Origin of the sequence: Pseudoalteromonas sp. CO342X (genome assembly GCF_004208915.1) — a bacterium.
Taxonomy (GTDB): domain Bacteria; phylum Pseudomonadota; class Gammaproteobacteria; order Enterobacterales; family Alteromonadaceae; genus Pseudoalteromonas; species Pseudoalteromonas maricaloris.
On sequence record NZ_SGPH01000020.1, the window covers coordinates 234,050 to 248,454 of the forward strand.

Sequence of the window (14,405 nt, forward strand, 5' to 3'; positions counted from 1 at the left end):
TCTCCACTAATATTGGCTTCGTATAATCTGACCGTCACGATTTGTGACACGCTCCGTACCCCACATCACAGCTTTAGGAATGCTGATTGATGCGGCTGAAACGGCTCGATTATGTAACGTATCAACCAGCCGCGCATTGACCAAATAGGTATCTCGACTTTCTACGATTGTCCCAACCACCACGAGGTCAATTTTCTGGCGCTGATTTAGCACATTCAATTCTCGACTTAACATACTATCGGCAGAACTTTGTAAAGATAAAGCGTTTCTAAGTCGATATTCCACGACATCTGCCCCCATTTGACTTAAATGGGTCATGAGGGATTCTTGCAAGGCCACGCTCAAGCCTGAACCTTGCCCCGCAACGGTATCATCCAGCTGATTAGCCTTAAAAAAACTCGTCACAGCAAGCGTTGAATTCGGCTTGAACGGCCGTACATACTGCCCAAGTTCCGCGGCTAACTGAGCGCCAAACCCATCTAAGTCAGGTAAGATTTCTTGCTGCTGGGTTGCTTCTCTTTTGCCAACCTGTTGGCTGTTTGTACACCCCGCCAACAACATAATCACTATGAGTGCTAGATATTTCATTTCACCAAGCCCACGATAAACTTATTGGTTAAAATGCAAAATACGCACCAAGTTTTAAAGCCGATGACTGGTGTAATGGCTAACCAAGCAACTTAAACCTGCACGCTTAAGCTGCTGGCAACCTTTGTATGCAGAGGCCTTATCTGCAAATGCACCTAATTTGAGCCGATAATATTTCGTATTTTGAATATCTATTTGCTCGATATTCACTTCGCTTGTTGCAAAGTCTTGCGGTAACTTATCCTTGAGTTGCTCGTAGGTTTGCCTAAGCTTGGTATATTCCGTTGTAGAGGCCAATTGAATTGCAAATTCAGCTATCTCTACAGGCTGTTCTTGTTTCTCGGTAGGCTTTGTTTTTTGCTCTATCACTTGCTCGGGTTGCTCTGCTAAAAGCTCAGCATCCTTTTGCTTTGCAAGCGAATTTGATAGCTGCATCGCAATAACATCTAAATCTTCCTGCACTTCTTCAAACCTAGCAATCTGCTGTTTTAGCGCTCTGAGCTGTTCTACTTCTTGTTGTAAGGTGCTTACCTGCTGTTCCAATAAAGATATCTGCTTCTTCATTTGTAATGAGTCAAGTTGACTCTTGCTCGCAGTTGCTTGGCAACCACTTAACGCAACGAAACTGAGCATAATGAGGTGCCACTTAATTGATTGCATTGTTTTCTCTTTCATAAATAGTTAAGGCTTCCACCGTGCAAGAAACTTTGAAGGGAAGTAGATTTTGGCAAATATTTGCCGCATTTTGTGTGGCGTCATCTCTTAATATAAGTAAATAAGTGGCGTCGCCTTCTTTTTGCGCATACCCAAAACCACCGCTTAAAAACGCGGGATAACGCTTAGCCAAAATCGCCGCATACACTTTTAATATCGTTAATGTCTTGAAGCGTCCAGCTACAGCAAACTCTTGCGTGGTTGCGCGCTGTCGTTGTAGTTCGTGATTTACATCAAGCAGTAAGTCTCCCTCTGCACTTAACTCCACTTCTATCTGTTGAGTACTGGCTACCGCGAGCCTTTTCGCATCACTTATCGCTGTACGGTAAGTCCCAGGCTTCAAACCAGTAAATACATAGTAGCCGTCATATGCCGTCTGAGTGCGCGCGACTTCGTTACCCGTTTCATCAAGTAAACTCACGGTGGTGAACCCTGCAGGTCGGCGCTCAGTACCCTCATTGATTTCAACAATACCTTCAACTTCCGACGAGTTTACAAATGGTATTTCAACATATTCAATATGACCGGGTCTTGGAGTGAATGAAAAGCCATCGTTAGCGGGAATTAAAAAGGGTTCTGGGATCGTTTCTTTGTCAACAATAATATCTGTTCGTTTGTAATTAACCATTGCGGGTAATAGAGCCACACCGTCATCGTCAGTTTTACCTTGTGCAAAGTTTTGTAATGCTTTTATAGTTACCCCCTTCAGCGGTAACTCCCCATCGTCAAGATAGCCGTTATTATTTTGGTCGATAAAAGCACGAACCATCAAAGAGCCAAACTGCGACAAGCGTTTGCCAGTTAAAAAAACCTGATCTACGGTTTCGCCCGCTCCAATACTTACTTGTCCAGAGAGGCCTATTTGCCAATTATCATCAATATCGTATTGCAAGTCTGTTAACAACCTAAACTTATCATGGTTCCAGCTCAATCCAAGTTCGGTTTTATAGTAATCCGCAGCAAAGTCTTTGTATAAGGTAATGCCAAGATCAAGCTCCGGACTTAGCTCTTTGCTCAACTCTAGCTCTGCGGCTGTAATTTCATTAGAAGGTTTTATGTCATACCAAGTAGTAAAACGACTATATATCCCAAAAATCCTTCGCTGCCAGCGCAAGTAGCCACTCATATCGCTGGCTTGATTTGCCTGCTCTTGCCACACAAATTGGTTACTGAAAGTGCCCCAATAATTACCCGTACTAAACAGTAGCGACGCTTGCTCGGTGGTGTCTATATTAGCTCTATTAAGCTGAAAGTATTCAGCACGATAGTAAATCTTAGCGGCATCAAAAAGAGACCAATCTCCCGCCGCCGTTAATTTTATCTCGGTCGCATTTTCATCCCGTTCTAAATCTTCCTTTAGCTCAACTTTAGCACCTACCTGCTGGCCAAATAGACGGGTTCGAGTATTTGCAGAGAGACGCTGGTTCAATTCGCTCTTACTATAGTCAACATCCAGTAATAGTCGTTTATTAATATTGGTGTTAAACCCTGTAGAAAAGTACTGTTCTGAGGCGCTATTTTTCACACCTTGACGATGCTGAAAACCTGCATACACCGCAAAGTCTGTCGTAAGACCGTAGTCAAAGCGGCCATTTACTTGCCAGCTTGACTTCCCTGATGCTGCGGTCTTGTCGCCCAGTATACTTTTGCCCGTCTCAGTAATTGATACGGCAAAAAAGCCTTCATCTTCGTTTGTGGTGCTCTGTTCAACATAATAGGTCTGCACTTCTTTTGATACTTGACCTTGGCCTCCATACATCACTAGTTCAAAGGTATTTTCGCCAAATAGTAAATCAATATTTTCAAACTCATAGCGCCCAGATTGGACATTATTTTCTTGCCCTATTAGCAATCCATTTCGATAAAGTTCTACGTCCCACCCTACCTGAACTGGACCTGAGATGACAATGCGCTGACGGTTCGTACGCCTATCTAGCGGCGCGTTACTGAAGCTCACTCCTCGCCCTTCTTCATTTAGCGCATCGACTCCAACTTGAATACTCTGGACATCACCGAGCGATACCTTGGTAAAATTCCCAAACGGTAAAACATCGGCCTTTTTAGAAGCACGGTTGAGGGATAATCGTGAGCGATTAATCACATCACCCTCTCTACCAGCAATAAAATACTGAGCTTGCCAATAGGCGATGTCTTGCGAACCAATAAGGGAATAAGACGTCTGACGAATGTCTTCAGTTAGCTGCGTATTTATCTGAGCATCCAGCACTGGTTTACCGATGCTTTGATAAGGACTTGGTCGCCACGGTAATGTTGCGCTAGCATTGCGGTCGAAACTGACAACCTCTCTTCCTAATCGCTGTTGCTGTGCTTCTATTGGCAGAATTTGCCTACTTTTAACCGTAAGAGATAAATCCTGTATATCGGTAAACAGGCTCACATCGAATAAGGTCGCAACGATATAATCGGCGAGAAATACCTCACCATTGATAACTTGAACGTCCTTATCACTCAATTGCGTTCGCTGGCCTTTGCTCTCCACTAAATGCGCTTTGGCATTAAGACTAAAGGTGTTTTCAGGAGTGAAGAACCAGCCATCAAAAGTTCCTGATACATCTTCTGATACCACAAACCCCAAAGCTGAAAACAAGCTCAAGAGTTCCACATTGACGCCTTGTTCCGACGTCACCGCGATCACTTCACCTAAATATAAATTTCCTTTATAGGCGGATAAAAACAGTTCCGTACCAACATCAACCCGAGAGACCACCCGCTCACTTTGCTGTATCGCAAGTTTTGCTTTCACTCGTTCAACCCGTTCTAATAGCTGTTGCAAAGTATCAACCTGCGATGCCATAGCTGGTTGATAACATAGCATGCCTATTAGTAACGCGCGCCAAATAACGTGGGCTCTCATTACGTTCGCTTACCCTAAACTACAAAGATACCGAATCATCTACAAAGGTGCGGTCAGTGTACTCATCATCACCCACATACTTGATTAAGACCTTGCCTGATGGCCCGAGCTTAATTGCAGGGTCTATCGAGAATTCTACACTCCTTTGATTAAGCTCTGGATATACGGCAAACTTATTTAATACTCCGATCCGCACTGGTTTAACGTCATTTTTCCCCTGCCAATAAGCGGATAATTCGCCAAAGCTACTATATTTCCCAGTTCGATTAAGTAGTACCGTAATTGCCTGACGACCATTTTTTGCGTTGCTTACAATGACATCCTCAAGCTGAACTTGCGGGTTCGCATCACCAACTCGTAGCATCACCGGAATGCTATAACTCATCAGCACGTCAATATTGATACCTTCTTGCAGCTTGCCTTTATTATTCGGCAGCTCCCTAAAGAGCAAATGTGAGCGATACTCTCCTTGTTCCATATTCGCCTTTCTGCGCACAGCCAGCTTTATTACCTGACGCTCACCAGGCCCCAGTGTTACTTGCCTAGGTGAAATACGGATGAAATGGCTTGCAGCCATAGGGTTCATTTTTTGCTCGGCAAAGTTGGCATAACCACCTTCTTTAAGTGCTAGCTTCTCTTGAAATTCAAGTCGATAAGATTTGGTCACATCACCATTATTAATGATTGTAACCCTCTCAATTCTCTGACGCTCTTCGAAAGCAACCCGTGTTGGGGTGATCATCAGATTGGCGCTTACTTTACAGCAACAAAACAAAAGCAGCGTTAATATTAATTTATTCATAATTTAGGGCCTGTTTATCTTTCAAGTTTGTTTTTGCAGCAGTTTGATTGCCATTTATACAAGGCAGAGCCTGCGTAGCATAGTTATTCTATGTGAGTCAGGCGATAACACAGTAGAAATGCCAATCAAGCGCTGCCCTTTGGGTTCCCCTGAGTGCGCTTTGTTCATTGTTGCTCAACTTTTGCTTAGATTACTAGGCGGCAAGTCGAGCGCCGCGACCAAAACCCACTCAGGGGAACAAAAATCAAACAGCAAAGGTCAACAGACCCTAGTAAGACAAAGTTATTTCAACGTTCAAGGTTTGCACCCCATCCGATAGCGATTTACCGTTGCCAGCAAAACGCAATTGACCACCGACCTTAAACTCACCAGACCCAATACTATCGGTGTAAATAGCCTTCTCGTGATATAGCTCAGTCAATTGGAAGGCATCGGATGCACCAAGATTCCAATAGCCAAACCAGTCATTGTAAACGGTAGATTGGACGCTAATTTGGCGATTATGAGGAAAATCGGTCAAGAGGATTTCTGCCGCATGACCAAACTCTACGAATAGAATATTGCTTGAGGTTTGTGGCCTAACATTAGGTTCTATCGTCACTGTGCCTGCGCTATTTTGGTCAATAATCGCAATCGTGCCAAAGCTCAATTTCTTAACGACCGATATATTTTGAGCTTTGGCCAAGTGACTGGCAAAAAGCAATGCCAGTACCATGTAACGCCACATGTTTTAGTAAGCGATTTCGATATCAACTTTACTGGTGTATACACCACCGCCATACGTATCTGTTCCAGAAAGTGCTTTCGTACTTAATGTCGCACCAACGGAAAGCGTTGCGGCACCATTTGCATCAACCCTAAACTTGTTGTTTGTCACTTCACTGTTAGGCTGCGCACCGCTTACTACATAAAACTCAAAATCCTTTAAATCAAAAGAGGCATTACCTACGCTATCAACCGTAGTTGCGGCCGGAACCGTAATCGTTAACTCAGTGTTTGGCGCAGCATCGGTGATATTGATAGAGCCAGCTCCACCTGTACTAATAAGGTTTATTACTGCGTCACCAGTATTCTTAATTTCAGGATCGGTCAGTGTTGGATCCGCCTCAATCTTCATCGTGGCGACATCAGCTGCATCACCCTGCACTCGAATGATACCGAAATCAAGCGGATCACCGGCTTCAGCTGAAAATAAGTTTTTAACTTCTACTTTTACTTCAAGCCGAGCAGTATCCTTAGCAATTGCTGAAGAAGTAAGTAAAGCAGCGGAAATAGAGCTTGCAATAAGCGCAGATTTAATCAGTGTTTTCATCTTTAAATTCCTTTAGAGGTCATTTTTATCATCACCGCAATGCCGTTTTTTGGTGACTTATTGTTTATCGTTCCCAAGTGGGAAAACTTTAGTAAAAATTAAAGCATTAATCTTCTACAATCAAAGCTTTGGATAGAAAATAGTCTACAGTAGATTTTTGCTTCTTGAGTTGATCTTAATCCAGAAACTGTTGCCCAATTTCGCATTTCAAACGCTTGAATTTGCAATTCTGCCTCAGAAAATATACTAGGAAACTTTCGCTTTACTGCCGCTAATAGCGCTTGATGCTGCTCAACTTGAGGCATGGAATTGATAGATAGGGGAAACAACTTGAGTTGAATTCCAGTCGTTTGATTCGCCTTTTGCTTACTCGCGGAATAACGCTTAACCTCTACGTCAATATTAGATGTTGCTTGGATATTATCGACGCTAGCTTGAGACTCTAACAAAGTCAGCAAGTTTGTGAGATCCTGCTCTAACGAGCTCAATCGCTCAATACTTTTGAGCTGCTGCTCACTTAACAGCGAAGGCTCTTTAGATGAATGACTACAGCCACCTAAGGTGATTAAAGAGCCGAGGAGTAAGAATTTAAAAAACCGAATATCCACAATAAGTTATAACAAAAATCCATTTTCAGCTATGGTACATAAATCGCGGTAAATAACCAAATGCTTTTACCGCAAATATCGGTACATTTAACTTTATGTAATTACCTTTTAGCAATTAAATCGATAAGAGAAGCAAGCTCAGTTGAATACTCGTCTCTTCTCATCGCATGCTCAACGATGGCTTTTAAATAGCCGATTTTACTTCCACAATCATGGCTTTTTCCACGTAACGAATATGCATCGACTTGCTCTTGCTCCATCAACATGGCAATCGCATCGGTCAATTGAATTTCACCACCAGCACCTAGCGGTGTTTTTGCCAAAAGTGGCCAAATAGATTTATTTAACACGTAACGACCAACAACGGCTAAGTTTGAAGGTGCACTTTGCAGTTCAGGCTTTTCGACAATAGACTGCATCGCGCCTGACTCTCCTTGCGCGAGTGCCGCTCCTCCCAAGTCCACAATACCAAACTGAGAAACGAGCTCAGGCGCTACCGCTTCTACCATCACTTGGCTATTACCTGACGCTTTAAAACGCGCGATCATATCAGCAAGATTATCTTTTGTTAGATCGCATGCAGCGTCATCGACTAATACGTCAGGCAGCATAACCACAAAGGGCTCATCGCCAATCACAGGGGCAGCGCAATTGATGGCATGACCAAGGCCACGAGCCTCACCTTGACGCACATGGATCAGCGTAACGCCTTTGGGGCATATAGATTGTACTTCCTCTAACAATTGACGCTTCACCCGTTTTTCCAGTGCCGCTTCCAGCTCAAAGCTCTTATCGAAGTGGTTTTCAATTGAGTTTTTACTTGAATGGGTTACCAGTACAATTTCTTTGACGCCAGCCGCCGCAGCTTCATCTACTACATACTGGATCAAAGGCTTATCGACAATTGGCAGCATTTCTTTTGGAATGGCCTTCGTCGCGGGTAACATGCGAGTGCCAAGACCCGCCACTGGAATAACGGCTTTCATAACTGCTCCTAAATCGCGACCGGTGCCTTTATATGCGGATGACATTCGTAGTTCACCAACTCAAAGTCTTCAAACTTAAAACCAAATATGTCTTTTACTTGAGGGTTGATCTGCATTTGTGGCTTCGCAAACGGCGCTCGGCTTAGCTGCGTTTCAACTTGTTCCATGTGGTTTAGATATAAATGGGCATCGCCGAAAGTATGTACAAAATCACCCACTTCTAAGTCACAAACTTGTGCAATCATCATCGTTAACAGCGCATAGCTTGCGATATTAAAGGGCACACCTAAGAAAATATCCGCACTGCGCTGATAAAGCTGGCAAGAAAGCTTGCCATCTAGTACATAAAATTGGAATAACGTGTGGCAAGGTGGCAACGCCTGTTTGCCCATCGCTGCATTTTCTTTCGGTGAATAGTTAGTATCAGGTAAAAGCGCAGGGTTCCAAGCACTCACAATCAGGCGACGAGAGTCTGGGTTGGTTTTGATTTGCTCTACAACATCTTTGATTTGATCTATCACTTCACCATTTGGCCCCGTCCAAGAGCGCCACTGGCTGCCATAAACTGGCCCTAAGTCCCCTTCATCCGTTGCCCAGCCATCCCAAATGCTAACGCCATTTTCCTTTAGGTATTTGATGTTAGTATCGCCTTGCAAGAACCAAAGTAGCTCGTGGATAATCGAGCGTAGATGACACTTTTTCGTCGTTACAAGTGGGAAGCCTTCTTGCAAGTTGAAGCGCATCTGGTATCCAAAAACACTCACTGTGCCAGTGCCCGTACGGTCTTCTTTTTTTGTGCCATTATCACGCACGTGGCGCATCAGTTCTAAATATTGCTTCATTGTTCGCTACTCTTTAACTTTTAACTTGCCCGGTAGATGGGTTGCTACCTTCTCGCTTATATGCCCACACCATAAGGATAGCGCCTGCAATCACCATAGGGAGAGATAAGATCTGACCTTGAGAAATAAAGCCACCATATAAGCCAATATGTGCATCTGGTTCACGGAAATACTCGATTGAGAAGCGGAAGACACCGTAACCGGCTAAAAATAGACCTGCTACACTGCCCGCTGGGCGTGGTTTCTTCCTAAACCATACCAGCATCACAAACAATACCAGCCCTTCAAAAAACGCTTCATAAAGTTGTGATGGATGGCGCGGCTGTGGTCCGCCCGTTGGGAAAATAAATGCCCAAGGAACATCCGTTACGCGACCCCATAATTCGCCATTAATGAAGTTACCGATACGACCAGCAAAAAGCCCAACAGGCACCATAGGAACGACAAAGTCACCTACCGATAAAATCGAACGTTTGTTTTTAAGCGCATACACGATAATCGCCGTGATAACGCCCAACGCGCCGCCATGGAAAGACATACCGCCTTGGTCCACCCTAAACAAATAAAGCGGGTTTTCAATAAAATGAGAGAATTGATAAAACAGCACGTAACCAATTCGTCCGCCCAAGATCACACCGAGCATACAGTAAAAAACTAGGTCGCCAACTTGGTCTTTATTCCAACCAGAGTTTGGTTTTTTTGCTTCTTTCCCTGCCCACCACATGGCGAACATAAAGCCGATCAAATACATTAATCCATACCAACGAACACTTAACGGTCCGATGGAAAAAATCACAGGGTCTATCTGTGGAAACTGCAAAGCCATAGCCTTTCCTTAATTCATTAACATATTGCCAGCGATAACAATGAGTAACGCCGCAAACACTTTCTTAATCGTTGTGACTGGTAAGTGGTGCGTAGCTTTAGCACCAATAGGCGCCATAAACCATGAAGTTGCCACTATACCAAACAAAGCCGGTAAATAGACAAAACCTAAAAATCCATGTTCAATATCCACATGTTGGCTGCCAGAGGCGATATAGCCAAAGGAGCCAAAGATAGCGATAACAATACCACTGGCAGACGCACATCCTATCGCTTTTTTCATATCAACAGAGAAAAATGTCAGTAGTGGGACGATTAATGCTCCCCCGCCGATACCAATCATTGCAGACAGCGCCCCCGTTACCGAGGTTAGCATCGCAAGTATCGGTCCTTGCGGTATAACTCTGGTTGATTGTGGCGGTCTTCTGGAACTCCACGCCATTTTCAATGCAATGCCCACAACACTAACCACAAAAATAATTCTGACCAGTTTTTCAGGCAACATCACTGCGGCAAAACCACTACCCAACGCGCCGACTGCCACACCTAACATCACCCATGGAGCAATGTGCCATGGAACATTGTCATTTTTATGATGCGCTTTGGCTGAAGATGTCGAAGTGAAAATAATGGAGGCGAGAGACGTCGCGATTGCAACTAACACCACTTGATCTGTGGGTATAACATTAAATTTGGTCAAGATGACAGATAAAATAGGGACTATCAGCAGCCCGCCGCCGATACCAAGCAGACCTGCCAAAAAGCCAACTGCACAGCCGAGCAAAGCGCAAAGTACAACGATGAGTATAATATTTTCCATCAACAAGCTCTTATTCTTATAGCGCCGTAATGGTAGCGTAAATAGCCTTAAGAAGCACCCTTTGCTTGGTGGCTGGTATAGAGTAATTCTGCAAAATGATGCTCTATCATGAATTCTTTAATAATTCGGCGCACTTGCTTAGATGACGGCTGTGCTAAACAATTTTCAAGTAAAGCTTCCATATTCGTTACTCTCAGTCTACGTAACACCCATTTTACTTTGTTCAGTGATGAGATATTCATGCTCAAACGGCGATACCCCATTGCAATAAGCAAGATTGCTCCCTCAGGCTCACCGCCTAGCTCTCCACACAGGCTAAAAGGCAGCTCGTGTAATTCACACTGCTGTGCAATCTGGTTTAACACTCGTAATACACTGGGATGATAAGGGTCAAAAAGATCCGCCACTTGTGCGTTGGTTCTATCAACTGCTAATAAATACTGCGTCAAATCGTTACTACCCACAGAGCAAAAATCGATTTTTTTCGACCACTCAGGTAACAAGTACACGCTAGACGGTACTTCAAGCATTACGCCGATTTCTGGCCGGTCGATGGTATAAAAAGGATCAGCCCATTCGTCTTGCAGCTCAAAACAAGCCTGCTCAATGAGTGCCATCGCTTCATCTATTTCCTCACTATGACCCACCATCGGCAACATGATCTGTAAGTTGCCAAGACCCGCGTTTGCTTTGATCATCGCTTTGATTTGATCCAAGAAAAGCTCGGGGTGATCCAGCGATACACGAATGCCCCGCCATCCTAAAAATGGGTTTTCTTCTTTGATATCAAAGTAATCTAGAATTTTGTCGCCACCGATGTCTAAAGTCCGCATCACTACGGGCTCAGGGTGATAACGTGATAACACCTCGCGATACCAGACTTCTTGCTCCGATTGTGTTGGGAATTGGCCTTTTTGCATAAACCAAGACTCAGTACGATAAAGACCAACGCCATCGCAATAACTGGCGCTTAATGTCTCGGTCGATAGATCAAGCCCAGCATTTAAGAGTAAATTTATACGCTCACCATCGAGTGTAATAGGCGGCAAATCATGTTCCGCTTCAAACTTATCATGCAGAATGTTGTCTTTACGTTTGATTTCAACGTACTCATTGACCAACATTTGCGAAGGCGAAATATAAAGCCGCCCAGAATACGCATCCATGATCATGGACTTACCATCAAACTGTAATAATGGAATGTCTTCTATGCCCCAAATAGCGGGGACGCCCATCGCGCGAGTCAGAATGGAAGCATGAGAGTTGGCCGAGCCATGCACACTGACTACCCCTTTGAGCTTTTCTTTTGGTACTTGCGCTAACATAGTCGGGGTCAAGGTATGGGCGATTAGAATCGTATTATCTGGATAGTGTTTAACAGCTTGCTCAGTTGAGACTAAATGTTGGAGCACGCGCAGGCCAATATCATTAACATCAATCGCTCGCTCTTTGATATAAGGGTCACTCATCATATCAAACTGAGCCACAAGCTTTTCGATAACAAGCTTTAGCGCGGTTTTTGCGTTCCAGCCTTGTTGTATCTCAGACTCCACTTGTTTACCTAAACTCTTGGCATCCAAAAGTTGTTGGTAAACCTCAAACACAGCTACCGCTTCTTTTGGAATATCATCACTCAAGGTTTTGGCTAAAATATGGAATTCTTGCCGAGTCGCGGCCACCGCTTGATGAAACAGCTGAATTTGCTGCTGAATATTGTCACTATGCTGCGGTTCAATACTCGTAAAATCAATATGGGGTAACACCACATAACCATCACCTAAGGCAATACCAGGTGCACTCGATACCCCTTTTAACACTGAGGTTCTGTGACTGCTTGCATCTTGTTGAAGTAAAGTTTGGATCTCGGTGTTGGCAAGCTGTGAAGCCAATTGCGCTGAAAGCGTAATAAGAAAGGACTCTTCATCATGGCTAAATACACGAGCAACCTTTTGCTGCACCACAATAACCCCAAGCACTTTACGCTGGTGTACAACGGGCACTGATAAGAAAGCATTGTAGCCTTCTTCATTGACCTCAGGTGACAATTTGAATCTTGGATGTGATTGGGCGTGGGCAACGTTAATTGGCTCTTCACGCTGGGCAACAAGACCGACTAGGCCTTCGGTAAATCCCATTCGGAATTTTCCGATTGCTTCAGGGTTTAAGCCATCCGTTGCCATCAGGATAAAGTTATCTTGACTGTAATCGGCAAAATAAACTGAGCAGCATTCAGTGTGCATGGCATCTTTGACCATAGTAACAAAGCAATTTAACGCGCTTTGTAGGTCACTTTGCTGTGCCACTGACTCAGCAATCGATCTTAACGTTGCTAACACCTGCTGCTCCTATTTTTATCGTTTTGTGCGCCAGAAATCCTTCTGCCCTTGCTGTTCACGTTTACCAAATGGCATCGCAAACGGAGCGAATTCCTTCATCACTCGACGATAGACATCACGCTTAAACGATACAACTTGACGTACTGGATACCAATAGCTAACCCAGCGCCAATCATCAAACTCAGGGTGATGCGTACGTAATAAGTCTACGTCTTCATCTTTACACCTAAGTTTCAATAAAAACCATTTCTGCTTTTGCCCGATACAAACTGGGCTTGAATCTCGTCTAATTAACCTTTTTGGTAGTTTGTAACGTAACCAATGTTTAGAACTTGCTACTATTTCAACATCTTCTGGCCTAAGTCCAACTTCTTCATGAAGTTCACGATACATCGTTTGCTCAGGTGTTTCCCCTTGATCTATTCCGCCTTGAGGAAATTGCCAAGAGTGTTGTCCGTAACGACGGGCCCAAAAAACCTGCCCCTGATTATTACAAATCACTATTCCGACATTGGCACGAAACCCTTCGGCATCAATCACCTTAGTGCCTCATTTATAAGTCGATTTTTAATGATTGTTCCACAACTCCCGCGTCACGGCAAATTTAATTCCATTCTATACCTAAATTATCTCAGCATACTCTCAAGTTACCCACAACTTGTGCATAACTAAGTATTTTTCAGTTCAAATTACGAACAAATCCACAATTACACACTTCAAACTCTAGGTTTTCCACATATTCTGTGGATAATTATGTTTATAGTCTTGTATTTATCCAAAGCCATAAGATTTTCAAGCCACTCCGACTGTAGCAAAATAAAAATAACTTCATATTTATCATATAGATAATAAAGTTATTACTTTAACCATATGTTGAAATAACAAGCCGCACTTAAGTTGAGCGCAAAATAACCAACTTACTTCACCACATGATTTCTTTTATAATCGTGTTTTTAAGGGATAGACTCAGGAGTATCGCTTGCCACCAGTTACACCACCACGCTCTGTGGGCGAACTTATGCAACGTGTTGAAAACATAGCCGGTTTAACATTGGGTGAACTTGCTCAGCAGCGCTCGTTTAAAACACCACAAGACTTGCTCAAAGAAAAAGGCTGGGTAGGACAACTCATAGAAGCAGCCTTAGGTGCCACCGCGGGCTCAAAGCCTGTGCCTGATTTTGAGCATATTGGCGTTGAACTCAAGACTTTGCCAATAAGCTATCAAGGCAAACCGCTAGAGACTACCTATGTTTCTGTCGTGCCGCTGACTCAGTTAACAGGATTAACGTGGGAAGCGTCGAGTGTTAAAAAGAAATTAGCTCACGTTCTTTGGCTACCCATATTAGCCGAACGAGAAATTCCTTTAATAGATAGGGTTATTGGACACGGCTTCTTATGGCAGCCAGACGCGCATCAAGAACAGTTGTTACGAAGAGACTGGGAAGAACAAATCGAGTTAATCGCTACAGGTCACGTAGAGCAAATCTCAGGGCACCTTGGCGAAGTCATGCAGATAAGGCCAAAGGCAGCAAATGCCAAAGCGCTCACTGACGCCATAGGGCCGAACGGTAAAATAGTGCAAACTTTGCCAAGAGGTTTTTATTTGAAAATCAATTTCACTCAATCGATATTAGCGCAAGAATTTGGTGCTTAAAAACACCTGTTGACTTTTTGTACAAAAAGTACAAATGTAACAC

Annotated in this window: 14 protein-coding genes; 1 reads left to right on the forward strand and 13 read right to left on the reverse strand. The window is 43.7% G+C overall.

Going from position 1 to position 14,405, the window contains the following annotated elements; all coding sequences use genetic code 11:
- Positions 1-6: 6 nt before the first annotated feature.
- The 13 genes from EXT47_RS11270 to rppH all read right to left on the reverse strand — a co-directional run bounded on the left by EXT47_RS11270 (position 7) and on the right by rppH (position 13,248).
- On the reverse strand, positions 7-588 hold the full coding sequence (locus tag EXT47_RS11270) for a FlgO family outer membrane protein (RefSeq protein ID WP_010369312.1): 582 nt from the start codon (positions 586-588) through the stop codon (positions 7-9).
- A gap of 54 nt (positions 589-642) precedes the next feature.
- Complete coding sequence (locus EXT47_RS11275; protein ID WP_045989517.1) at positions 643-1,248, reverse strand: SPOR domain-containing protein; 606 nt, start codon at positions 1,246-1,248, stop codon at positions 643-645.
- Positions 1,235-4,177 (reverse strand): hypothetical protein, encoded by a 2,943-nt coding sequence (locus EXT47_RS11280; RefSeq protein ID WP_226898994.1) that lies wholly within the window; start codon positions 4,175-4,177, stop codon positions 1,235-1,237. Before EXT47_RS11280 ends, EXT47_RS11275 begins: the two co-directional genes overlap by 14 nt.
- A 19-nt stretch (positions 4,178-4,196) precedes the next feature.
- Entirely contained in the window at positions 4,197-4,979 is a 783-nt protein-coding gene (locus EXT47_RS11285; protein WP_188249491.1) for a molecular chaperone, read from the reverse strand.
- A 268-nt stretch (positions 4,980-5,247) separates the two neighbouring features.
- Positions 5,248-5,694, reverse strand: coding sequence for a DUF4402 domain-containing protein (locus tag EXT47_RS11300; protein ID WP_039492606.1), 447 nt, complete (start codon positions 5,692-5,694; stop codon positions 5,248-5,250).
- A 15-nt stretch (positions 5,695-5,709) separates the two neighbouring features.
- Positions 5,710-6,291: a DUF4402 domain-containing protein gene (locus EXT47_RS11305; RefSeq protein ID WP_039492608.1), complete on the reverse strand. Its 582-nt coding sequence runs from the start codon at positions 6,289-6,291 to the stop codon at positions 5,710-5,712.
- A gap of 98 nt (positions 6,292-6,389) precedes the next feature.
- Positions 6,390-6,899, reverse strand: coding sequence for a hypothetical protein (locus EXT47_RS11310; RefSeq protein WP_039492609.1), 510 nt, complete (start codon positions 6,897-6,899; stop codon positions 6,390-6,392).
- Between the two features lie 101 nt (positions 6,900-7,000).
- Positions 7,001-7,885 carry a UTP--glucose-1-phosphate uridylyltransferase GalU gene (gene galU / locus EXT47_RS11315; protein WP_039492611.1) on the reverse strand — a complete coding sequence of 295 codons (885 nt, stop codon included), beginning with the start codon at positions 7,883-7,885 and terminating at the stop codon, positions 7,001-7,003.
- Positions 7,886-7,893: 8 nt separating this feature from the next.
- On the reverse strand, positions 7,894-8,727 hold the full coding sequence (locus EXT47_RS11320) for a thymidylate synthase (RefSeq protein ID WP_039492613.1): 834 nt from the start codon (positions 8,725-8,727) through the stop codon (positions 7,894-7,896).
- Between the two features lie 13 nt (positions 8,728-8,740).
- A complete protein-coding gene (lgt, locus tag EXT47_RS11325) occupies positions 8,741-9,553 on the reverse strand; it encodes a prolipoprotein diacylglyceryl transferase (protein ID WP_017218100.1) in 813 nt (270 codons plus the stop codon).
- A 9-nt stretch (positions 9,554-9,562) separates the two neighbouring features.
- Positions 9,563-10,372 carry a sulfite exporter TauE/SafE family protein gene (locus tag EXT47_RS11330; protein ID WP_039492618.1) on the reverse strand — a complete coding sequence of 270 codons (810 nt, stop codon included), beginning with the start codon at positions 10,370-10,372 and terminating at the stop codon, positions 9,563-9,565.
- 47 nt (positions 10,373-10,419) lie between these two features.
- Positions 10,420-12,708 carry a phosphoenolpyruvate--protein phosphotransferase gene (gene ptsP / locus EXT47_RS11335; RefSeq protein WP_130126602.1) on the reverse strand — a complete coding sequence of 763 codons (2,289 nt, stop codon included), beginning with the start codon at positions 12,706-12,708 and terminating at the stop codon, positions 10,420-10,422.
- A gap of 15 nt (positions 12,709-12,723) precedes the next feature.
- A complete protein-coding gene (gene rppH, locus EXT47_RS11340; protein ID WP_010369331.1) occupies positions 12,724-13,248 on the reverse strand; it encodes an RNA pyrophosphohydrolase in 525 nt (174 codons plus the stop codon).
- Positions 13,249-13,687: 439 nt separating this feature from the next.
- Here rppH and mutH point away from each other — a divergent pair, with 439 nt between their 5' ends.
- On the forward strand, positions 13,688-14,362 hold the full coding sequence (gene mutH, locus EXT47_RS11345) for a DNA mismatch repair endonuclease MutH (protein ID WP_130126603.1): 675 nt from the start codon (positions 13,688-13,690) through the stop codon (positions 14,360-14,362).
- Positions 14,363-14,405: the final 43 nt, after the last annotated feature.